Origin of the sequence: Flavobacterium pokkalii (assembly GCF_014596575.1) — a bacterium.
GTDB classification, from domain to species: Bacteria; Bacteroidota; Bacteroidia; order Flavobacteriales; family Flavobacteriaceae; genus Flavobacterium; species Flavobacterium pokkalii.
On record NZ_NASZ01000010.1, the window covers coordinates 38,353 to 63,395 of the forward strand.

Genomic DNA, 25,043 nt, shown 5'->3' on the forward strand with positions numbered 1-25,043 from the left:
AATTTATTTTAAGTTTATGGTATAAACCCCTGATGGTAAGCTTAAAACTTGCTGGTTTCCTTCCGTTTTATGTTCAATTCCTGTTTTTTCTAATTTTCCTTTATTTACAGTAATTTTTTTCGAATCAGTTGTTGGTAAATAAACCAAAGCCGAAGTATTGGCAGGAATGCTAATAGTCCAATTCAGCCCTTTTTTGTCTTTCTTCCAATTGCTTTTTATCAGTCCGTGAATGGATTCATAAGAAGCATTTACAAAAGTGAGTCCGGCATTGAAATCGGGTTTCATAATGATTTGTTTAAAGCCCGGCATTTCAGGATTGCTCTTGATTCCCGCCATATTTTCATAATACCAAATCATTAAATCACCTAAAAGCATCACGTGATTTTGAGAATTCATCGTGGGGTCGGCTGTGTTTCCGTTCCATAATTCCCAAATGGTTGTCGCTCCATTTTCGACCATATAACCCCAACTTGGATAGGTTTTATTGGAAGCTAATTTATAAGCCAAATCCCCTCTTCCAAAATTGGTTAGCGTTCGCATCAAAAATTGTGTTCCGATAACTCCCGTGCTGATATGACCGTTTTTAGTCACCTCTACTTCGTGCACCATGTTCTGGAATACTTTCTCTTTCTGATTTTCAGGAACCATCCTAAAAGCCAAAGGCAAAACATTCGCTGTTACGGTATTGTTAGCGTAACTGTTTGTAGCTGTATTCAAATATTTGGCATTGAATGCTTTTTTAATTCTTGTAGTTAAATCATCATAATGTGCAATATCAGATTCTGCTTTGGCAATGACTGCAAACTTTTTCATGATGTTTAATAACTGGTAATAAAACGCACTTGATAAAACTTCACCATCCGTTAAACGGGCAGGATCTTTAGAACGAATCAACTCTAAGGATTCCGGTGGAACACACCAATCTCCATATTTATCTTTGTTCATCAAATCGTTTTTCAGATAATTTTCTTCCATATACGTCATCCACTTTTTCATCGACGGATATTGTTTTTTAATTACTTCAGCATCTGCAAATTGCTGATACAACATATCCGCAACGGTAATATAAGTGCCCGGCCAGGTTACATTATCTCCATAATAGCGCCAGAATGCCGGCGCTACATCTGGCAATCCACCGTCCTGAGTTTGGGAATATTTGATATCGTCGAGCCATTTGGCATACAAAGTCTGATTATCGAATAAAAAACTTTCACCATAAGCACCTGTTGTTCTATCACCCAACCAAGGTTGGCGCTCGTTTCGCTGTGGGCAATCGATAGGCATTCCTTTGTAGTTTCCGCTGATTCCCCACCAGGCATTTTTAAAAATCTGGTTCATCGTTGCATCCGAAGATTCGAAAGTTCCTGTTGTATTAATGTCGTCATATACCACTTTCCCAATGAAATTATCCAAAGTTGGCTTGGTCGGGAAACCTGAAATTTCTACAAAACGGAAACCGTGAAATACAAATCGTGGTTCCCAGATTTCTTCTCCTCCGCCTTTTAGTGTATAAACATCGGTAGTTTTCGCATCACGCAAATTGGCAATGTACAGCGACCCATCTTCCTGTAAGGATTCGGCGAATTTCATTGTGATTTGGTCACCAGATTTTCCTTTTACTTTCAATTGCAACCAGCCCACCATATTCTGACCCATGTCTAAGATGTAAGTTCCTCTTGGAGTCGCTTTGATAGAAATGGGTTTTACCTCACCCATTATTTTCATATTCGGCGTCATCTGGGCTTCATAAAAACCGCCCGGTTCCTGGACATATCTGGCATTTATCCAAGTAGAATCATCAAAATTAGTTGTGTTCCACCCTTTCATTTCCTTACGGGCATCGTATTCTTCACCATCATATTCGTTGTTTGCCAAAATTGGTCCATCGGTAGTCAACCTCCAGCTATCGTCAGTTCGAATTATTTCGTTAGTACCATCGGCATATTCAACAAACAATTGCAAAGCCATTTTTGGAAAACCAAAAGATTTTATTTTATAGGGTTTGTAATCCTGACGCATCGCAAAAAAACGTCCGTTTCCTAAAATAGTCCCCAGCATGTTTTTACCTTCTTTCAATTGCGCAGTCACATCAAAAACATTGTATTTTACATTTTTGGTATAATCTGTTGGAACGGGAGCTAGGACCTGATTACCAATTTTATTTCCGTTGATGTACAGCTCATACAAGCCCATACCCATAATATAAACCTTGGCGCTTTTAACTTGTTTTTTCAAATCAATTCCTTTTCGCAAATAACGGGCTGAAAGTCTGGAATACTGAGAAACACTATCGTCTTTGGATAATTTTTCATACCCAATCCATCGTGTCGATTTCCAGTCGGCATAGGTCAAAATCCCGATGCTGAAATGTGCCTTTTCATCCGATTTAATTTCGCCTTTATTAGTCCAAACAATTACTTTCCAAAAAGCATTTTGTCGGTCACCCAACTTTTTTCCTTTATAAACGATATTGACTGATTCGTTACTACTTACTTTTCCGCTATCCCATAAATCGGCTTTATTGGCATTCAAATTTTCTACAGTCGAAGCCACCAATACTTGATAAGCGGTTTGTTTCACATCATTCACATCCGACTTTATCTGCCAACTCAATCTTGGCTTGATTACGTCAATTCCTTCCGGATTGTTTAGCATTTCGCATTGCAGATTCACAACACTAATTTTTGTTTGGGCTTGCGCCAAAGAAAAACATAGTGATGCAAAGAGAATGAATGTATGTAGAATTATTTTTTTCATAAATTTTATTTTTTTGCTCTCATTTTTGTCATCCCGACGAAGGAGGGATCTCCAAATGAAACGCCTTAAAATAGACCAATCTTTGTCGATTCAGCTTACTGAGATTCCTCCTTCGTCGGAATGACAAGCCGAACGTAAATTCTTTTTATTCCGCCACTAATCTCTCCAACTTCTCCGAAACGGCGATTTCTTTTCCATTTTTGAAAATTCTAAACCCTTTTCCTTTACCATATTTCTCCCCTGTTTTGTCCCAAAGAATCGTAATGATATTTCCGTGATACAATACATTATCTAAACAAAACCAATCCCATTTTTCCTGCGGAATCAACGGATTCACTTCAATTTTATCATCAGCTCTTGGACGTAAACCAACTAATCCCGTAATCATCAAATCATTGAAAGTAGAGTGATTGTAATAACGGCTGCGTTCTCTGTCTCCCATTAACCAATAACCCGTTGTTTCGTCCAGATATTCCCCAATATAAGGTCTGCCACGATAATATTGTGATTCCACGTACAAATTCATCTGTTTGAAATAATCATTTGCATCTACTACTTTTTGCTCATAATCATTTAGCAAATTAGCCATAGCGGTTAGCGTTTGCGATGTGGCAAAAGGCCAGATAGCACCATCCCACTCACAAGTTCCGGTTCCGTGCGATCTGAAACGCGGACTTCTTCGCTCGGCCGTTGTCAACCCAAAAGGCGCCGAAAATCCTTTTTCGTCCTTAATTTGTTCCCAGGCTTTCTCAAAACCTTTGTCTTTCTGTGGCAGATTAAAATACCAAGGAATAAAACCAATGGCTTCTCTTACCTGTGCCAAAGTATCTTTCTCGGTAAAGGTTTCAAAGAAATCCGATTTAGGATTCCATAATTTTGTTTCAATCAACTCTTGCAAATACCCGGCTTTTGCTTCGAATTTTTCTTCCAAAGCCTTATCCCCTTTCATCGCAGCCATTTTAGCAATTGCTATAGCATTTCCATACATGTAGCTGTTGATTGTTGGACGTGCATTTTGTACACGACGACCACCACTCAAAGACTCTTCCATTCCGTCCTTTACATCATGTTGCCAAAACAAACCATCTTTGCGCTGACGGTCTTTTTCCCAAACGGCATAATCCGTCACCATATCCGGCATCATATCCAATAAGAATTTTTCATCCTTATTTACCAAATAACGATTGTACAAAGCACTGGCAGTCCAACTGCTAAATTTATACAATTTGTTCATTGGTTTTCCCTCATTGCCACGGTACCATAAATGTATATCCTGCTCAATGTATTTTGGGTCGTGAACCCATCTAAATTCGTTAATATGATGTCCTAAAGCACAAGCAATCATATTGTATTTATCGGCATAGGAACGATCCACCAAAAACTCCGTAATAGCATAACCTTGAGGGGTATTTTTGATATGTTTACGTGCTGTCCACCAACGGAAATAATAGATTTCCTCAAAATTCTGCTGCGGACATTCGAACAACGGAATGTTCTTTTCCATCCAAGTCCACGCACTGTCATTCGGAATGGCAAACTTTAGGTTTTCATCCTCCATGTGGTTAAAATAATCAACATAATGTTTGAAGTTTTCTTTTTGTAAAACAACTCCTTTAGCTGTTTTTCCACTTGTTCCCACTGATTTACAACTACTGAAAGCAACTATCAGAATTGTAAAAGCGATTATTTTGTATTTAAAATTTGTCAACATTTCAATTTAATTTGTTTTTTAATTCAGTTTGTTTGTCATTGCGAGGAACGAAGCAATCACAGTAGTTGCTCACGTTATGAGATTGCTTCGTTCCTCGCAATGACTATTAATTCCCGTAAAAAGTATAGGTTTCGCCAGCTTTCATGGCAATATCGTATTCATTGTATTTAGGCAAATGCAATTTAGGTAATTTGGCTTTTTCAGATACAATTGGTTTCTTCACATTCGCATTCTGAAACAAAGGATTCGGATTTTGTCCTTTGGCTTTTTTCATTACAAATCCGTTTGCTTTTAACGAATTTTCCAATCTCAATCGGCAGTTACCGTCTAATTTGGCGTGAATTTGCAACTTAGAAACTTTATTATTTTTCCATTCCAAATCGACCACAAAACCTCCACGGGTTACAATTCCTTTTACCGAACCGTTTTTCCAAAGCGATGGCAAAGCAGGCAACAACTGAATAGCACCTTCCTGACTTTGAATCAGCATTTCAATAATTCCGGCTGTACAACCAAAGTTTCCATCAATTTGGAAAGGTTGATGCGCGTCTAACATATTCGGATACGTTCCGCCGCCTTTTCTTTGTTCCGGAGTTACTAAATGCAACTGATCCTGAATTAATTTGTACGCATGATTTCCGTCTAAAAGTCGCGCCCATAAATTCACTTTCCAACCCATCGACCATCCGGTAGATTCATCGGTTCTGTAAATCAAAGATTGCTTAGCTGCTTCGAATAATTCCGGCGTTCTAAAAGCGGAAATTTGATTAGATGGAAACAAACCATACAAATGTGATACATGGCGGTGATTGTCTTTAGGATTATCCCAATCGTCCTGCCATTCCTGTAATTGATTGTGTTGTCCAATTTTCATCGGAGGCATTTTAGCCAGAGCTTCCTGTACTTTTTTGGCAAAAGCCGTATCTTCTGAAAGTATATCAGTAGCCTTAATCACATTGGTAAATAAATCAAACAATAGCTGATTGTCCATCGTAGTTCCCGACGCAATCGTGGCTTTTCCCGAACCTCCAGCGTGTGCATTTTCCGGAGAACTCGCCGGAACTACCACCAAATAATTGGTATTCGGATCGATGACCATAAAATCTAAAAAGAACTGCGCTGCTCCTTTCATAATTGGGAAAATTTCAGCCAGATATTTTTTATCTCCGGTATATAAATAACGCTCCCATAAATCCTGACAAACCCAGGCACCACCAGTCATCCACATCCCCGAAGTAGCATGGTCGATAGGTCCTGTTATACGCCATATATCCGTATTATGATGCAACACCCAGCCGCCACAATTGTACATGGTTTTAGCCGTTTCGGCACCGGTAACAGCCAATTCTTTTGCCATTTGGATAAAAGGTTCGTGCATTTCCGAAAGATTAGTCAGTTCAGCTGGCCAGTAATTCATTTCGGCATTGATGTTCATGGTGTATTTACTTTCCCATGGCGGTGCAAGCATATCGTTCCAAATCCCCTGTAAATTAGCAGGTTGCCCACCAGGTTGAGAACAGGAAATCAATAAGTAGCGTCCAAATTGAAAATAAAGGGAAACCAGTTGCGGGTCATATTGTTTTGCAAAATTTTTGATACGCTCATCAGTTGGGGCATTCATAGCCGAATTCGAACCTAAATCCAAACTCGCTCTGTTGAAGAATTTTTGATAATAAGCCACGTGCGCTTTTTTAATATCCTCAAAATTTTTAGTCAAAGCTGCCTCAAGAAAACGTTTACATTTTTGCTCCTGATTTTCATCTAAAGTTTTGTAATCCACAAAATTAGTTGCAATAGAAACATAAATCGTCGCTTCGTCAGCGCCATCAATGCTGATAATTCCGTTTTTAGAAGTTACAGTTCCGCCGATATTTTTAACAGCAGTGCGTCCCTGAAATTTAATTTTCCCTTTTTGCCCTTCCACCGTGCTTCCCACTCCCGAAAGTACACTTTGGTTTCCATCTGAATAGGGATCGGTTTTATCAAAAGGGCTGTTCATCATCATATTACAGCTAATCATTCCCGGTTTGCTGGCTGTCAGTCGAACCGCCACCACCTGATCGGCAAAAGCAGTCAAAATTTCTCTTTTGTATTCTACACCATTCACCGTATATTTTACCGTAGCCGTCGCGTTTTCAATATTCAAATCACGGTAATAATTCGTAAATTGATCATGACCTGAAAACGAAATATACAAACTTCCAAAAGTTTGATACGGCATTCCGTTATTAGTTTGCGACATAATATCCGAATCTGCTAAAGCCTGCGCTTCATCGTATTTTCTTTCGAAAATTAATTTTCTAACCGTTGGCAAAGCTGCTAAAGATTTAGTATGCGCATTGGAATTTGGCGAACCGGCCCAAATGGTTTCTTCGTTCAACTGTAATCTTTCAATGGATGGATTACCAAAAACCATGGCGCCCAAACGTCCGTTACCCAAAGGCAAAGCTTCGTTCCAGATGGCAGCGGGTTTATCGTACCATAATTTTAAATCCGATTTGGACTGAGCTGTGACAGTCAGCGAATAAATTCCAAAACAGATTGCGATAATTTTATTTTTTAAGTTCATATAGTTATTATTTTTTAGCCACGAATTCACGAATTAGATATAATTCGGAATCGTATTCAATTTCTCAAATTTATTTACCACAGATTAAACGGATTATTTGGATTTTTTAATATTTAATAATCTAAATTCGTGAATTCGTGGCTATCAATTTTACTTCTTAAGCTCAATTATCCTAAGATTTTTTTCTCCGAACAATTCATATAATTTATTGATGTCCTTCAAAGCATTTTTAGGTAAATTTTCTCCTTTTGCACCAAAAACATACATTTTTTCATAAGGTTCTATCACACAAGATGATTCGTCAATTTCTCCTTTTTTATTTTGTACTTTTTTCAAATTCAAACCTAAATATTTAGCCATAAAAGGATACATCGCCATGCGTTTCGATTCGCCATAATTATGTCCTTCTTTAGCAAAATGAGCATTTTCTACTAATTCCTTTTTTCCATACAAATTATAGGTTTTTTGGATAAACGGAAATTCTAATTCTGGCACAGTCGCTGTCCAATCACCGCCATCAGAAACTACTAATTGAGGTTTTGGTGCTGCCATCGCTGCAATTTCGGCATTATTCGTTCCGTTTCCGCAAAGGTGCAAACCGCGGCCACTTTCACAGGGACAACCACCCGAAAAATGAGAAGAAGTCATCACCACCGGCACCGAAACCGTAATTCGGTCATCAATCGCTGCCAAAAACATCGTCATGGAACCTCCACCGGAACCACCGGTAACTCCCACGCGGTTTTTATCGATATACTTCTGCGAAAGCATATAATCTAATAATCTTTCGGCACTCAAAACCTGAATGGTTTGGGCAATACTTTGTCTGTGTAAAGTCGATTCAAACTGTAAAGTCGATTCGCCCCAGGCAAACAAATCAAAACTAACCACAACCGCTCCCATTTTGGCCAAAATCGCGCAACGCAATTGCTCGTCTTTTCGATATCTGCCGTCACCAAAATGTCCGTTTGGTGTAATCACCACCGGCGCTTTTCCTTTTAACGGATAAGGTTTGTAAATGGAACCCGTAGCATAAACGCCCGGCATAATTTCCAAACCAATATTTTCCACCGTATAATCTTTGTACTTCCTTTTTGGAGTCAAAATTGGTTTTCCTTTTGGCATCGCCGGCGCTTTGTCTAAACCAATCGAACTAATAATACAGGATTTCAAATCGGCTTTTCTGGTTTCCCAGTTTTTTAAATTGGGATACAAATTCGCTAAATAAGTCAAACGTTCAGCCCCAACCGCATCCGAATTTCGGGCGTATTCAAACTTTCGAATCACATAAGTCGAATCATTTTCTTTGAAATAAGTCAAATCAAAAGGCGCTAAAACCGCTGTTAACGAAAGCTCTAAATTGCCCTGACGAATGCGCCAATCGGCATAATCCAGTTCTTTTTCTTTAAGCAATCCGTTTTTGTCATTGATGGTAACATTAAAAACCGAAGCTATTTTTTGGATGGTTTCAGCAATTGGCATTCTGTAATTATCATCCGAAGTTTGTGCTTCCGCTTTTGGTACCAACAACAGCAACATTAGCAGCAAAAATCCCTTTTTCATGAAATCCCTTATCATCTTTAAATTTATCATTTTATTTTGATTTACAAAGCAGCTTCTATAACATAATTTCCTGAACCTAAGACAAATGACGGTTTTTGTTCATTTTCTAAAACATTCAGCACTGCTTTTGCTTCACTTATTTTTTTACCGTTTACTTCAATCGCCGCATTCTTAGAAACCGGCAATTTTATCGTGGCTGTGGTATTAGCCGGAATACTGCATCTGAAATACATTTTCCCGTCTTTTTTCTCCCATTCCGATTTGATTTCGCCATAAACCGAACGATAAGTTCCTTTAGCAAAAGTCATATCTCCCACTATTTCCGGCTGCAAAAAGAAATGTTTAAATCCCGGTTGTTTTTCATCCGGAACAATTCCTGCCAAACTTTTATAAAACCATTCTTCAATTTGCCCCAGCATAAAATGATTCCATGAATTTCCTTTTCGCGGATCCCATTGCTCGGTTAAGGTGGTTAAACCAAATTTGATTTGGAAACCATAACCCGGCGCGTCATAATGATTGTGCATTTTGTACATGACTTCGTTCAAACCATTATCGGCTAAAACCTGAAACAAATAACGATTCCCAACATCACCGGTTGTTAAACGATAATTTCTGGCTTTGATATCGTTAACCAAATTGTCTAAAACCGCCTGTCTGTCTTCCGGAGCAACCATGTTTAAAAACAACGGAACGGCATTGCTAAACTGACTTCCGGTTCCGTATTGTTTCGTCTTGGCATCAAAGAACTTGCCATTAAATGCATTTTTTACACTTTTTGCTAAATTTTCATAGAAAAAAACATCTTCTTGCTTGTTTAAATGCTTCGCCGCTTTGGCTAATAAATCAATTCCGAAATAATAATGTGAAGTTGCCGAAAGTGCAATAGGGCTGTTTTTAGAATAACCCGCTGCATGTTCCCCGTAATCGTACCAGTCGCCCAAACCATGAGAAACAATTCCATCTTTTGATTTTGATGTCAAATAATCCACATATTTTTTCATTACCGGATAATATTTTCTCAACAATGAGTCGTCACCGTAATAATCATAATACATCCAAGGCAAAATCACAGCGGTCACTCCCCATTCTGGCGAATCCGTAAAATCGCCACCGAAAACTACATATTCAGGAACAATTGATGGAACTAAACCGCTATCACGTTGTGAATCGGCAATATTCTGCATTGTTGCAGGAATGAAACTTTCAAGATTATAATTGAACAACAATCCGGGACCGTTTAGCTGAATTTCCTCAATCCAACCCAATTTTTCGCGTTGCGGACAATCGGTAAAAACACTTTGAAAATTACTTTTTATGGCGTTATTAATCAGCCAATGTGTTTTGTTGAAAATATCGTTGGAACATTCAAAAGTTCCGACTTCACCAGCCGAATTGTAAATAAAATTCGATTTTAAATCAACCAATGTTGGCAAATTTTCATTCTTAGTTTCTTTGTAATTGATGTTCTCAATCTGAACGTATTGAAAACCGTAATAACTAAATTTTGGTTGCCATTCTTCAATGCCTTCGCCTTTCAGCGTATAGTCGTAATAGTACGGCTTTCCGGTTTTACCCTGTCCGACTGTTCCGTCATCATTCAGGCTTTCGCCAACCCAAACACGAACTGTTTGTCCTTTTTTTCCTTTGACCTTTATGGTAGTAAATCCCGAAAGATTTTGCCCCATATTGAAAATGTAAAAATTAGGCTTCAGCTCTTTAACTTCCTTAACTTCGTATCTTTTCTGGATTGTAATTGGTGTTGTAGTCTGCGGTCTCAAAACGCCTTTTGGCGCTTCCTGAACCACTACTTTTTTCCAGTTAGTATCATTAAATCCTTTAGAATTCCAGCCTTTTTGTTCCAAATTAGCATTGTAATCTTCGCCTCCAAAAATACTGTTGTAAGTAATCGGACTTTTGCTGTATTTCCAGCTTGCATCGGATTTTACAATTGCTGAAGAGCCATCTTTGTAAGTAATTTTCATTTTGAAAAACAAAGTCGGCGGACCAAAACTCACGTAAAATTTCGAATACCTTTCGGCCAGCGTATTGTACATACCGTTGCCCAGCAAAACTCCAATTACGTTTTCTCCTTTTTGTAATTCTTCGGTATTTAATTCGTAAACGTTGTAATTTACGGTTTTGTCGTAATCGGTCCACAACGGTGCAAACTCACTGTTTCCGATTTTTTTGCTATTAATGGTCAGTTCATAATGCCCCAATCCTGAAATGTAAACCACCGCTTCTTTAATTTCTTTATTTACCGAAAATGGTTTACGAAGCATGATACTTCTGCGTGACAACGAATCGGAAGCGTTAATTAATGCATCTTTTTTCTGTCTGTTGAAAGTTGCCGTATGGTAATTTCTGCCTTCCGGCAAATGACTGTCGGCCTTGGTAATGGCTCCAATCCAAATTGGATTCAAATCGGAAGGTTGGGTTCTGAAAGTACTGATTTCACTCCATTTGGAAGCCTTTTTAACATTCGACCAAACTCGAACTTTCCAGAAATATCTGGTTTCTTCTTTTAATTTTTTTCCCTCAAAAGCAAGATCCTGACTTGTAGCAGAAACTACTTTTCCACTATCCCAAACATCCGCCTCGTTATGTTTTAGTTTTTCTTCTGAAGAAGCCACTAAAATTTGATATGCTGTCTGTAAAACATTGGATTTTTTGGAAATCAATTGCCAGCTAAAACCCGGATTTTTATCAATCGCCAAAGGATTTACAGCGCTATTGCAACTCAAATTTTGCACAGCAATTTGCGCATTAGCACTCATTGCAACTAATAGACAAAAGAACAACAATATGGATTTTGAAATATTCACTTTGTAAATTTTTAATTAAACCATTAAGCTAAATTCCCTTAATTTCTTAATGGCAAAAACATTATAATTTTTTAGTTACCAAAGATTTGATATTAAATACTGCTTCCGGAATTTCTACACCCGTATTTGGCAAGTCAACATATTCCGGCGTATCAGGAGCGGTATCCGGATTTGGTGTATAACGTTGCTCTCCGGTACGGAACATGATTCTCGAAATTCCATCCACCGGCGCATAGAAAATTTTGTAAGTTTCTTTGCTGTCATTTACTTTGATGTAATAAGAACGGCTGGTAACGTCTAATTTTACATTAATCGTATATTCTTTTCCAGCTTCATAAGATCCCATTCCTCCCAAACGGGCACCATGCTTTACTTTAATTTGTCCGTCGGCATCAAAGATGATTCTAATGGCTGGCAAACCTTGTTTATTTAAAAACTCAGCTTGCAATAATCCTTTGTCATTTTGCTCCGGAATTACAGTAAAAGTAGCTTCCATTTTTTGGGCAAAAGGCAACACACGTTCCACGCGACAATAATCAAAAGCATCGTGATCACGAAGAGTCAGGTATTTTTTTCCATCGGCTTTCTTTTCAATTTTGGCTGAAGCCCAAGCCAAATCATAAGTATTCCACAATTTTAATTCCTCACCATTTGGTAAATTATTAAAAACATCATTTACATCTTCTTTCACTTCACTGGTTACCGGAACCGGAATCGAAGCCGTCCAGATATCTTCTTTGTTGACACTGTAACTTACCCAAAGTTTTCCGTCAGGAGGTGTTCCGTTTCCTTCTAAAATTCCGCGAACATATTGTGGTCCGGCAGATTTGTAATTCCCTCCATAACGCATTGGGGAAATTTCTCCGTGAACCAAAAGCAGATCTTTGTAAGTCAATCCGTCATCACTGGTAGAAATTGCCAATGGCCAACGGTATTCTGATGGATTATAAACGGTAGCATAACGGTTATCAGACATTTTTTGTCCCCAGATTTTCGCATTACTGTTTACAAATCCCGGAGCTCTCAGCGCATTGTATTCCCAGGTTTTTCCGTTGTCTTTACTCATCGAAGTCAGGGCGTGTTTCCACAAACCAATTACGTTTCCGTTTGGCAAATGGTAATAAGAAAAGGCTTTGTACTCTTTTTTCAACGGAATCAAAACATCGTCTCGATCAGATTCTTCCACCCATTGTTGCATCATCAAAGGTTTAGACAATAATTCGTCACAGGCTTTGATGAATTTTTTGTCTTTACTCTTTTTGTAAAACGGATAAGCCGCTTTAGACTGGTCAAAACTTTTATTGAAACGAATAAAATAAATAGGTCCAAAACTTCCGTCTTTATAGATTTCCCTCACCACACGACCGATTCCTTTTCCGTCATTCGGATCATCTTTTCGGTCTAAGGCAATTCCGTAATAGCCCAATGAAAGTAATCGGTTATCCGAAGAAACATAGAATCCCATACGCTGGTGCATAATGGCATCCAAATTTTTAGCAACACCATCCACACCTTCTTTAGTTGTTCCGTCCGGAACGCGGTAAATTGGGAAAATTACTTTTGGTTTTGTCCAGTTTTGCCCGTCTTTGGAAGTCATTAACAAAGTGTGACTTGGCGGAATATGTTCTCCGGCAGGATCACTTAAATAATGCAGGTAAAAAGTATTATTCCAATAAGCCATCATCGGTTGGTGGTTGTAAGTCCAGCCAAAACCATCTGCTTTTTCAGGATGCTCCCGGCTGGCACGCATAATTTGTGTCGCGTGAACACCCACAGCCGGACTCAACTGTCCGTGGTGGTAATCGATATTGGAAAGTGTTTTTCCAACATATCTGATGGTGTCTTTTTGGGCAACTGTCGATTGAATCGCTCCGCAAGTCAACAAAATTGTTGTTGCCGCTGCAATATTGCTCTTTATGTTTTGAAATAAAATCATTTTCTTATTTTTTTATAATTATTCTTAGCCACAGATTAATTTAAAAATCTGTAGAATCTGCTTAAATCTGCGTGCCTAATTTTTCACGTAGATTTTGCAGATTTACGCAGATAAATAATTTAAAATTTATCTTCATACTATTGTTTTCTTTCAATTAAAGCTTTCAACTTTTTCTTTGAAATAGTTGTAATCGTACCGTGTTTGTGTCCTTCCGGCAATTGAATTTGCGAAGAAACATTTTCAAAATTTTTAAAATCATAGGTTTTAACAGCCTGATAATTTTTGGCTCCGTAATTGTCATAATAAATCAACCAATAATTATCTTTCTTCAACACGGTTGGCCCTTCGGACAAGAAATCGGTAAAAGGTTTTGAGATGTTTTCAAAAGGTCCCAAAGCTGTTTTTCCAAAAGCCACTTTAATATTTCGCATTGGTCGGGTATTGTCTTTTAAAACTAAAACATAATCGTTTTTGGCTCTTTTTAACAACACACAATCAATTACCGAAAATCCGGGTTCAAAGAACAATTTAGCATCCGAAAAAGTCTTAAAATCTTTCGTAGTCACATAATACATTCTATGATTGTTTCTTTCTTCTTCCTGTCCTTTTGGATAACGAAACGGGATAGTCGATGCCCAGATAATCAGGTACTGCTCCTGCTCGTCATCATAAAAAATTTCAGGTGCCCAAACATTCACTACTTCCGATTCGTTTTTCATCACCGGAACATATTCCTGTTTAGACCAATGAATCAAATCAGTAGAGCTGGCACAACCAAAACCGTTTCCGCCTTTCCAATCGGTAGTCCAAACCAAATGAAAAACGCCGTCTTTGCCTTGTACAATAGAAGGGTCACGCATAATTTTGGTTTCACTTTTCCCAATTTCCGGTTTTAAAAACGAACCTTCTAATCCGTTCCAATGGTAACCGTCATAACTATAAGCCAAGCGTAAACCATCAGTAGCCGGTTCCCGGAAAGAAGTAAACAAATAAGCATCCTTTGAACCGGAACAACTTAATACCGAGAAAGCAACAATAATAATGAGTACGATTTTTTTCATCAATAAATCATTTTTAGGTTATTCGATAATAGCATTTTTATCTAAATCATTTCCTTTTTTCAAAACCTTGGTAACATTATTAAAAATATTATTTTTCAAATACACCGCTTTGGTTTTGGCACCATCAGCTTCTAAGAAAACATCTGTTGCAAACATTGGAAAGTTGTTAGTTACAGCCATATTGGAAACATCTTTCAATTTAATCAATGGCGTATTGGCAATTGGTTTCATAGTTGCCACATTATCCAAAATCAAATTGTTTGAATTTTCAATTTTGAACGAAGCGCCAAGTGTTGTTGTAATTTTGGCATCATGAAACTCAACATTATCCGTAGTATTCAAAGTAAATCCTTCTGTAGATTGGATATTAATATTAGAAAAGGAAATGTTTTGTACCGGCATTTCAGTAATTCCTAAAACTGTTCCTGCTTTCTTGACATCAGTACCGGTCACATTACTGATATGAATATTTCTGAAAATAGGAGTTCGCTCCGAAACAGGCTCTTCAACCGTGTTTTTATCATAAAAAAGATTCATCATAAAAGCCTCTTCTTTGATGTTTTTCATCACTACATTATCTACGCGGATATCTTCAACCACACCTCCACGACCACGTGCTGATTTGATACGAATTCCTCTGTCGGTTCCGTCAAAAACACAGTTTGAAATCGTGATTTTTTTAATTCCCCCGGACATTTCGCTTCCAATAACCACACCGCCGTGACCACTTAACATGGTACAATTAGTAATGGTAACATTCTCCGTAGGAACGCCATATTTACGACCGTCTTCATCACGACCGGATTTAATAGTAATACAATCATCGCCTACGCTAATGTGACAATTTGAAATATGTACATTTTTGCAGGAAGAAGGATTGATTCCATCCGTATTAGGAGAATGCGGATTAAAAATAGTAATTCCGGTAACCGTTATATTATCGCAAAAAACAGGATTAATCGTCCAAAAAGGAGAATTTTGGAACGTAACCCCTTCGATTAAAATATTCTTACAGCTAATAGTTTGAAAAAAAGCCGGTCTGAAAAAATGCTTATCGATCGTTCTTTGGTAATAAGGTGAATAGACAATTCCTTTGTTTTGCTCTACCCACATGGTTTGATATTTAGTTGGCGGAATTGGGCCTTTAGCCGTTTCAATTCGATACACTTCATTCCACCAGGCTTCTCCCTGACCGTCGATAACTCCTCTTCCTTTGATACTGATATTCTCGGCATCTTTAGCATAAAATAAAGGAGAAAACGTTTTCATCATCAAACCTTCATAACGCATTTCTACATAAGGCAGATAATCGTCAAAATTATTTGAAAACTTTAAAAGCGCTCCGGCATCCAGATAAATTGTGATGTTACTTTTTAATTTTATCGGACCGGTTAAATAATTTCCAGCCGGAAAAAAAATTGTTCCTCCACCCTGTTTGGAAGCTTTATCGATTGATTTTTGAATGGCCTGCGTACACAAAATTCCTTTGTTGTTTCCGCCTTCATTCAAAATATTAATCCAACCATCGTTCTTGGCATTCAAATGATTGAATCCAATAAGAAAACAAAGTAGCAGTATTATATTTTTAATTTTCATAGTTATTATTTTAAGTCAAAGCAAATTCCAGATTTATTTTTTTGATGTTAAAACTAAAACCCAATCATTTCCATCCATTTTTTCTCCCGGAGGATTAAATTCCTGAACTCCTTTGTTATTAAAAGTACCAATTGTTTTTAGTTTGCCATTTCTCGGGTTATACCAAGAAGCTTTTACCTTATCTCCTTTTATTTTCCCCATATTCAACGACATTGTTTTGCCATTGTAAGTATAAATCAAGGCATAATCCTCACCTCTTGTAGCCGCCAGATAATCGTATTTTTCACCCTGATTGACCACCATAGAAGCATCGGGAATACGATTAAAATAATTGAATTTTAAAATCAAATTTTTCACATACTGCATTTGTCCCGCTCCCGGATCGTTTAAAGCATCACTCCAAATGTCTTTGTTTCCGTAAGCTCCTTTCTTTTCACCTTTATGAAACATTTGCATTACCGCGTTATTTCCGTAAGTAAAACCGGCACCTCCAGCAAAAACAGACCAGTAAGCATATCTTCTTACATCACTATCTTTCCATTTTGGTTGCAAAGTATCGTGTAAACCATGCGGAATTCCTTCATAAGATGGCTCTCCGTCTAATGTTGGTTTCGTTGGTTTCAAAGCATAATCTCTCAATACAAATTTGTAATTGTCTTCTTTGAAAGCGCCTTCGGTACTATCCTGATCGTATCTTCGGTGACCGGATTGGAACATATTAAAATCCAACCACTTGGCATTGTGATAATTTTCAGAAGAATCCGTACGACCAAAAGGATGGAAAGTCACTAATTGGTCGGTATTATTTTTCAAAGTACTTCCAATAGCGTTCCAGATATCCATAAATTCATTTCCACGGGTATCGCCACCGTTCAGCCAAATCACATTGGTACGGTTTTTATATCTTTCGGCTAAGAATTTTGCATATTTTTCCACATCAGCCTTAGTAACTTTGCTGTCTTTACTGCTCACATTAGTTCCCCAAACCGGAACCATAGCAACGTAAATTCCGTTTTTTTGCGCTACTTCTAAAGCATAATCCACATGATCCCAAAAATCATATTCTGCCGGATTTTTAAAATCATTTCCCGGAGTCGTTAATGGTTTTGAAACATCTCCGTTTTCTAAAGCATAATCGCCGTATACATTTTTTACGGTCAAAGTGTGTAAAACCATCACCTGAACCACATTGTATCCCTTTTTCTTTCTGTCCTGGAAATAGGTGTTTAATTCCTCACGACTTAATTTTCCGAAAGTCAGCCAACCCGTATCTCCCAACCAGAAAAATGGTTTGCCGTCTTCGGTTTGAAAATAATGCGGATTTTCTTTGGATACTTCTAATTTGAGTAAGGCTTTAGATTGCGAATTTCCTTTTGCCGTTACTAACAACAACAAAAAAGACATAAAAAAGGCAACTGAAAAATTTGACTTTAGATTCATGCTTAATAGATTTAATTTTTATTTTTTTACAACAAATAATACTTTTTCCTTGCTATCCTGAGCGGCAAACAATACCGACTTTCCACCCTGAACGGCTTCTTTTTTAACAATTTCTCCCGTTTGTGCATTGATGGCGTAAACCTCAAAAACACCTTTAAAAGAACTTAAATCAAGAGAAAGATCCTGATTTTTATTAAAATAAAAAAGATAACTCTTTCCTTTGTTTTCCAATTTCCAAACCGCATCAGTATAGCTGTTTTCGGAAACCAGTTTCATATCAGCAACCGATTGGTAAAATTCAGGTAAAGCAATTTTAGGAAGTGCCGGCAAAGAAGCACCCCCCATTAAAGCAGCCCAACCAAAACGTGGCGATCCGTCCGTAGAATACAAAACTACTTTTTCCGGATATTTTTCGCGGTATTCTCTAACGGCGCGATACACCTGCTCATCGGTTTCTTTACCCACTTTCATTTGGCGGGCGTGTTGTCTCGGAGCTAAATTTTTTCCGCCTTCCGGAGCATAAGCCGTTCCGTCGTCTTTGTAATACCAATAACGAATATCAATCGCATCAACGGTTTTAGCTCGATTAGCATCATTCAAAATGGCGTCCTGCACATCTTTCGTCGCACTTAAACCGATAATTTCTTTTTTACCCGTTTCGTCTTTCCATTTTTGAACTTCATCAATCCAAAACTGCATAAAATGTAAAGGTCCGGTATATTCGGCGCTGGTTAGCTGAATAACATTAGAATTATTTTCAAAATTTTCTAAACTTTTACGAATGAAACCCTGGTGCAATTTTCTTCTCACCGGATTGCTAACATCATAAAATTGTTCCGCCATAAAAATACGTTTGTCACCCGCATAAGGAGGTGGCTCCGGAAATCCGGTTTGGTTCACATTATTAGCCGAACGCCAAGGCGAACTCGACCAGTGTGCTCCCGCTTCGATAATATTATGCTGAAAATATTGCTGATTCACCAACAATTGTCCATTGGCTTCGGCCAAATTTGCAAAACGAGCCAAACGATCCCAATACCAGGTATTGAATTTAGTCAAATCGTATTTACTCAACTGATCCCAGGCCAGGCCTTCACCCGAACGGGCAAAAGGCTGCTCATAAAACGGAGGCCAAACATCCGGATCAAAACGACGTACACGCTCATGATCATCCATACGACGCTCATACCATAATCCGTAGTTATGTTCTACTGCAATCATGTTTTTCGTTCCTAAATAAGAAACGACTTCGTTGATATTATCGGTCAAACCGGTACCTCTTCTGCCCGGAACAAATCTTGTAATATCAGGAACGGCTTTAGCCAAATCACTGTCTCTCAAACTTCCTCTCCACCAGGGAACGCTCAGTCTGTTTCCGGCAATTAATTTGCCATCAAAAGTCAGCCAGCCATTTTTAGCCATTACTTTAATCGAATTGGAAGTCGTATTTTGAGCTTCAATTTTTAAATCATTGGCGTTTTTAAGTCCTTTTGTATTGCTGTTTATCGGATTTTGTTTGGATACTTCCGCAATCCATTCCGGCAAACTTTCCGTTAGGTTCAAGGCTGTTTTAGTTAACTCCTGAGCGACTTCAACTGTCGGACTCGAAGAAGGCTCAGAACCTAAATCGAAAACAAAAGGATTCATTGGCAATTTGCCTAATCTGTTTTCCAATTGCGCATAAAACAAACTTCTTGGCGCAATATGATTGTTAACATCTTTCCAATGTCCGTTACCGCCCATGATACCGCCCCAAACTCCAAAAGCCCAGTTTTGAGCTGTTGGCGGACTATAACAATCTATTTTAGAAGCCGAAGTTTCCCAAATCACACTGTTAGCGGCAGTCCATCCGGCACCGCGACCGTTTTGTTCGCGATTGTTATAACTTAAGGCATGACCGTCAACATAAGAAACGTCAAATAAAACTCCGGTTGCCCAGCTCCCTATGGCGCCACTATTGTTAAAAGGCAAATGCGATTCACATTGGATAAAAACATTTGGTCCCGTAGTTCCAAAACCGCCCACGGCAAAGTCGTGATAACCATATTCCGAATAACATCTTTGAAACAGCGTTTGTTGCCCTTCGGTATAAAAAGTATGACGTCTAAATCCTCCTATTTCCGAAACTGGCTCTGTAGCCATACAATCTTCAACCGTAATTTGTTGGGAAGACTTTAAAACGGAAACTGCTCCTCCGGCAAAATGTTTAAAATTAAGCTGCTTTACCCAGGCATTACGGGTATTTTCGATACTGATAGCCTGCCATCTGTGTTCCTCATCTTTTGGATTAGCGGCATTGAAAGTAGATTTCATCAACATATTTTCAATCCCAATATTCTCGATTCGGCCAGACCAGCTGTAAACGTTTACTTTAGCCTCACCAAAATTAGCATCCAAAGTCATTGTCAAAGGTGCGTTCAGGCTAACCACATTCCCATTAACGGCAGTAACGACACGATTCCAACTAATATCCCAATCCTTTTTTTTCCAACTTATCCATCCGGTTTCGGCACCAAAATCGTCCATTTTTAATTCCTTAATCCAGTTATCGGCAAGTGGTTGTGTAATAATTATTTCGTCAGCAGGCTTTAATTTAGCTGCATTTTTTAGTTGGATTTTTTGTGTACCAAGAGGTGTATAAGCAGCATTCAATTCGAAACTTTCACCGATTTTTTTATCATCCGTTCCTAAAACCCGAATTACCGATTCTCTCTTGATTCCCGTTCCTAAAAGTACTGTTCCGTTTTCAGAATTCCCGCTTCCGCGCAAAACTACTCCGGAAGTACGAATGTATAAAGTTCCGCTAACGTTAAAAGTTCCCTTATCTAAAAGAACCGCTCCTCTAAAACCGGATTTATTTGCTTTTAGATTACTCACATAATCAATAGCTGCCTGGATTTTTTGAGTAGCATCGCCTTTTTGTACAGGAACAAAGATTTTATTGTCCACATTCGGAATTGCCTTTTCTGAAGCCTGATAACCGGCATAAGAAAAATCAGGAATCTGATTTCCTAAGGCGTCCGAAGTTTGAGAAATTTTTCCTTTAGCAATGACTATATCAGGATATTTTTCCTGCGAAGTAGCTTTATTTACAAAAAAAAATAAAGCCAAACTGCAAAGTAGCAGTTTGTCTTTATTTATTGTAATGATATTTTTAAATATAGAATTCATTATAGAATGAAGTTTACAATTAAGAAGCCTAAAGTTATTGCAATAAGGCTTTAGATAAAGTATCCGTATTATTATCAGGATTCGTCCAATCTGTTTTTGTAGTTGGGTCGATTCCGTTAAAATATTTTTCAATATTGGTATAACCATCACCGTTCATATCGCCGTTTGCATCAGAAGCATCCTTAGGGTTCAAACCGTATTTTTTCTCCCAGGCATCCGGAATCCCGTCATTATCTGAATCTTTATAAGCTTTTCCTTTGTATTTCGGATAACCACCTACCTGATCAGGATGAGTGATAATTCCTTTTTTATAAGAATCAGCAGGCAATCTTCTTTTGATAAATTCTTTGCCAATCGTGTTTTCCAAACCGTCTTTTACATCGATTTGACCGGTACGAACCTGCTTGATGATTCTTTCATCCACTGCATCTCTTTTTGGCAAAGTAGCCCCTACATTATTCAAAACAAATTCGTAAGCTTCCTGAGCACTCATCACCGTAATTTTTGGCATCGGGAAGGCTTTATCCTGCCTGATGTAAGCTAATTTCTCTTTGGCTTGTTCAAAACTAAGATTTTCCAATTGTACTCCGCCATTCCAGTTGTCTTTTGTTACTTCCGGAACACCGTCAATATAGTTTCCGTTTACGTAAGCACGTCCAAAAGTTTTGGGAACCATGTAACCTGATTCCGGTTTTAAGATTCGGTAACGAATAGGCTCATCTTTTGGCGTAATTGGTCCCGGTTTAAAATAATTATTGATAATATTAAACATCGAACGGTAATCACCACCATCCAAAGAACGGTTCCACCAGTTGAATACTACATTGTTTACGAAGTTAAAATCGCCATACATCCCGATAGAGCAGTTTCTGGAAATATTATCCGCCCAAAGGTTACGCATAAAGGTACTGTTCAATCCTCCGATAGTACTTCCAAAAGCGTGGTTGTAAGTATCTAAACCTTCCGAAGAAATCGTGTTTTGAATAGTAATATTAACAGCAGGTAATTTTTCTAATTTAGACTTCTCGTTCGCTTGAAACTGGTGGCGGTACAATGAAATATTTTCGTCCAATCCCCAACTTGCCGAACAGTGATCGATAATTACATTTCCAATTACATTTCCTCCTAGCGCATCATCTCTGCGGGTAACTTCGGTAGCACCTCTTCTAAAACGCATATGGCGGATAATCACATCGTGCGTATCGATTTCCAAAGTTTCTCCGGCAATACAAATTCCGTCGCCAGGAGCCGTTTGCCCGGCAATCGTAACATAAGGCGCACGCATACTAATGCGCTTTTTTAATTGAATAATTCCCGAAACATTAAACACAATAATTCTCGCTCCCACTGCTTCACAGGCTTCTCTGAAAGTACCCGGTCCGCTATCAGCCAAACTATTAACTACGAATATTTTTCCGCCTCTTCCTCCGGGAGTATAAGCACCACCACCTTCGGCTCCCGGGAAAGCAGGAATACTAGCCGGAACAAAGTCTTTTGGATAAGCTGCCCAAGGCAAATACGGACGCCCTTGCAGTGCCTCCTTTTTAATAGTTGCTTCATTATCGGCCCAAATTTTAGCCAATCGTACTTCTTCCTGAGCCAAGTCGGCATCCGTCTTTTCCTGAAGTGCCGGTGGAATATCCGGATATTGTGCGCGCATCACTGAAGAGCTAAGTATTACAATACCTAATCCTAACAGCTGCTTTATATGGTTTTTCATTTTTTGAGGTTTTTTAGAATGAATTAATAATTTGTTACCTTGGATAAAAAGAGTCTTTGATATCCCGAAGTTTAAGGACAGTCTCAAAATAAAAAGGACATAAAAATGATACTATACTCGGGATAAGCGTATTATTTTTTCTTATTTTTTTCTCTTTCTTCCAGTCTTTTATGCCAGTCAGCACTTTCTTTATTCAAATCGTATCCTTGTTTTGAAAGATAGTTGTTGATTCTTCCTTTGTATTTTCCAAACCAAGCATGTTTTTCTTTTGAAGAACCTCCATCCATCGCATGTTCTCTGGCTTCAACAAGCGCATCGTAAATATATTTTTTTTGAGCCTCTGTTAAATTAGGCAACATATCATTGTATCCTAAAACAGTAATAGGCAATACTCCGTAAGTCATACCGTCCTTAACCTGAACAATCTGACTATTCGTTAACTTTTTACTTAGTTTTTTCAAGTAAGATTTATGTAAAGAAAGAATTTCTTTGTCAGCCGAATTTTTAATTTTTTCAATTGACTTTTGTTGTTTTTCTTTATCAGTAACTGATTTTTTAACGGCATCAATTTTCGCATCGCGTCCATCCTGAATTTTATTTAAAGAACGGTATTGCTCTGCAATAATATCTCTAACGGCTAATTGATCTGCCGGAGAATTTAATTTTAAATCATCCACGATTTTCTGCGCTCTCTCGTTGGTTACTTTTACGTATTCCGGATCAACCTTAGATTGTGCTACAACGTTTGAACAGATAGCAAGAAATAAAACCGCTACCAGATTCTTTTGAAACATTTTCATCATTTTCATTATTATCTTTTTTAAAACTTAATATTTATAAAGCAAAATTCTTGCTTCATCCGTTATAGACGAAGCAAGAAGTGTGCCATTTACAATTAAATTATTTCTTATACTTCGCTAATTCTTCTCCGTTTTTAGCCAAAGTATCTTCATTATTATCCAAATTTGTCCAATCTACTTTTTTCGTAGGATCGATACCATTAATATACTTCTCGATGTTAGTATAGCCATCGCCGTTAATGTCACCGTTAGCATCTGACGCGTCATTAGGATTCAAACCGTATTTTTTCTCCCACGCATCCGGCATTCCGTCTTTATCTGAATCTTTATAGGCTTTTCCTTTGTACTCCGGATAGCCACCCACTTGAGAAATATCAGTAATAATTCCTAATTTATAAGAATCCTGACCTAATCGTCTGTGTTCAAACTGATAAAATGATTTTGGGTCTAAACCTTTAACATATTCCGGTTTACCGGTTTGAACCACTCTCAAAATACGCGTATCTACAGGATCACGCAATGGCAAAGTAGCTCCAACATTTTTTACTACATAATCATAAGTTTCATTAGCCGTCATAAACTTTTTCAACCAAGGCATTGGAAATGGTTTATCGTAACGCATTTTAGGAAAATAAGTAGATGCCTCTTCAAAAGACATATGATCTCCTTTTTTGTTTTCCATTTGCACCCCACCATTCCAGTTGTCTTTAGAAACTTTTTCGTTTCCTTCCACCACGTTTCCGTTTACATATACTCTACCAAAAGTCAAATAAGGCAATTTACTTCTACCTGCTTCCGGTTTTAAAATTCGGTAACTTACCGGATCATTCAAATCAGTAGCCGGTCCTGGTTTGAAATAGTTGTTAATGATATTATACTGAGCGGTATAATCACCTCCGTCAATAGAACGGTTTACCCAGTTAAAGATAACATTATTGGCAAAATTGAAGATTCCGTTCCAACCAATAGAAGGATTTCTCCCCGTATTTGACGACCATAAATTTTTAACAAAAGAACAATTTTCACCTCCTAAAGTACTACCAAAAGCATGGTTGTAAGTATCCAAACCTTCAGCAAACAAACTGTTTTGGATGGTTACATTTACGATTCCCATTTTCTTTTCAGGTCCTCCTGTTTCATCGTTGTACATGTGACGGTAAAAAGACATATTTTCGTCTAATCCCCAGGTAGCCGAAACGTGATCGATGATTACGTTTCCAACCGGATTTCCTCCTATAGCATCATCACGACGACCTACAAAAGTTTCTCCACGACGGAAACGCATGTGACGAATGACCACATCATGGGTATCAATCCAAATAGTTTCACCCGCTACGCAAATTCCGTCTCCCGGAGCAGTTTGTCCCGCGATGGTAACATAAGGCGCACGAACAATTAAAGGACTTTTTAACCTGATAATTCCCGAAACGTTAAAAACAACTATTCTGGCTCCGCCTTGTTCCAAAGCTTCACGCAAAGTTCCCGGACCTCTGTCTTCCAGACTGGTTACCGTGTACACCTTACCTCCATGACCACCAAAACTATACATTCCTCCTCCTTCAGCACCTGGAAAAGCAGGAATGGAAGCCTGTGGCAAATCGGTAGGTCTGGATGCCCAAGGCACATAAGGTTTACCATGACTGGCGTCCTGTTCCACAATTACTTTAGCTCTTTCCCAAGCCTCATTAGAAAGTTTTTCTGCTTCCGCCTTAATCGCTTTCTCTCTCGCCTGCACTTCAGGGGATATTTTTGGATATTGTGCAAAACAATTCGCACTTCCCAAAACCAAAAAAGCCAATAAAAAATTTAATTTGTTCATTTTAGAGTTTTCTTAATTAATAAAAAATGTTTGGTTAGAACTGCTATTTATTAAATTAAAAATTTTGTTAGT

The 25,043-nt window shown here is 38.2% G+C and carries 13 protein-coding genes; all 13 read right to left on the reverse strand.

Annotated elements, in window-relative coordinates; genetic code table 11:
• Positions 1 to 3: 3 nt before the first annotated feature.
• The gene (locus B6A10_RS08170) at positions 4 to 2,757 is read right to left on the reverse strand and encodes a glycoside hydrolase family 78 protein (RefSeq protein WP_188220486.1); all 2,754 of its coding nucleotides are present in this window, start codon (positions 2,755 to 2,757) and stop codon (positions 4 to 6) included.
• Between the two features lie 145 nt (positions 2,758 to 2,902).
• Positions 2,903 to 4,468, reverse strand: coding sequence for an MGH1-like glycoside hydrolase domain-containing protein (locus B6A10_RS08175; protein ID WP_188220487.1), 1,566 nt, complete (start codon positions 4,466 to 4,468; stop codon positions 2,903 to 2,905).
• 106 nt (positions 4,469 to 4,574) lie between these two features.
• Entirely contained in the window at positions 4,575 to 7,037 is a 2,463-nt protein-coding gene (locus B6A10_RS08180) for a glycoside hydrolase family 95 protein (RefSeq protein WP_188220488.1), read from the reverse strand.
• A 150-nt stretch (positions 7,038 to 7,187) separates the two neighbouring features.
• Positions 7,188 to 8,600, reverse strand: a complete 1,413-nt coding sequence (locus tag B6A10_RS08185) for a prolyl oligopeptidase family serine peptidase (protein WP_188220489.1) — start codon at positions 8,598 to 8,600, stop codon at positions 7,188 to 7,190.
• Between the two features lie 41 nt (positions 8,601 to 8,641).
• On the reverse strand, positions 8,642 to 11,428 hold the full coding sequence (locus B6A10_RS08190; protein WP_317172014.1) for a glycoside hydrolase family 78 protein: 2,787 nt from the start codon (positions 11,426 to 11,428) through the stop codon (positions 8,642 to 8,644).
• Positions 11,429 to 11,489: 61 nt separating this feature from the next.
• Complete coding sequence (locus B6A10_RS08195; RefSeq protein WP_188220490.1) at positions 11,490 to 13,364, reverse strand: exo-alpha-sialidase; 1,875 nt, start codon at positions 13,362 to 13,364, stop codon at positions 11,490 to 11,492.
• A 137-nt stretch (positions 13,365 to 13,501) separates the two neighbouring features.
• Positions 13,502 to 14,425 carry a glycoside hydrolase family 43 protein gene (locus B6A10_RS08200; RefSeq protein ID WP_188220491.1) on the reverse strand — a complete coding sequence of 308 codons (924 nt, stop codon included), beginning with the start codon at positions 14,423 to 14,425 and terminating at the stop codon, positions 13,502 to 13,504.
• Positions 14,426 to 14,443: 18 nt separating this feature from the next.
• Positions 14,444 to 16,021 carry a glycoside hydrolase family 28 protein gene (locus B6A10_RS08205; protein ID WP_188220492.1) on the reverse strand — a complete coding sequence of 526 codons (1,578 nt, stop codon included), beginning with the start codon at positions 16,019 to 16,021 and terminating at the stop codon, positions 14,444 to 14,446.
• 33 nt (positions 16,022 to 16,054) lie between these two features.
• Positions 16,055 to 17,461, reverse strand: coding sequence for a glycoside hydrolase family 140 protein (locus B6A10_RS08210; protein ID WP_188220493.1), 1,407 nt, complete (start codon positions 17,459 to 17,461; stop codon positions 16,055 to 16,057).
• 18 nt (positions 17,462 to 17,479) lie between these two features.
• Positions 17,480 to 20,632 (reverse strand): DUF6298 domain-containing protein, encoded by a 3,153-nt coding sequence (locus B6A10_RS08215; protein ID WP_188220494.1) that lies wholly within the window; start codon positions 20,630 to 20,632, stop codon positions 17,480 to 17,482.
• Positions 20,633 to 20,666: 34 nt separating this feature from the next.
• On the reverse strand, positions 20,667 to 22,352 hold the full coding sequence (locus B6A10_RS08220) for a polysaccharide lyase (RefSeq protein WP_188220495.1): 1,686 nt from the start codon (positions 22,350 to 22,352) through the stop codon (positions 20,667 to 20,669).
• Positions 22,353 to 22,483: 131 nt separating this feature from the next.
• The gene (locus tag B6A10_RS08225) at positions 22,484 to 23,161 is read right to left on the reverse strand and encodes a DUF3826 domain-containing protein (protein WP_238929379.1); all 678 of its coding nucleotides are present in this window, start codon (positions 23,159 to 23,161) and stop codon (positions 22,484 to 22,486) included.
• 91 nt (positions 23,162 to 23,252) lie between these two features.
• Positions 23,253 to 24,971: a polysaccharide lyase gene (locus B6A10_RS08230; RefSeq protein WP_188220496.1), complete on the reverse strand. Its 1,719-nt coding sequence runs from the start codon at positions 24,969 to 24,971 to the stop codon at positions 23,253 to 23,255.
• Positions 24,972 to 25,043 lie beyond the last annotated feature (72 nt).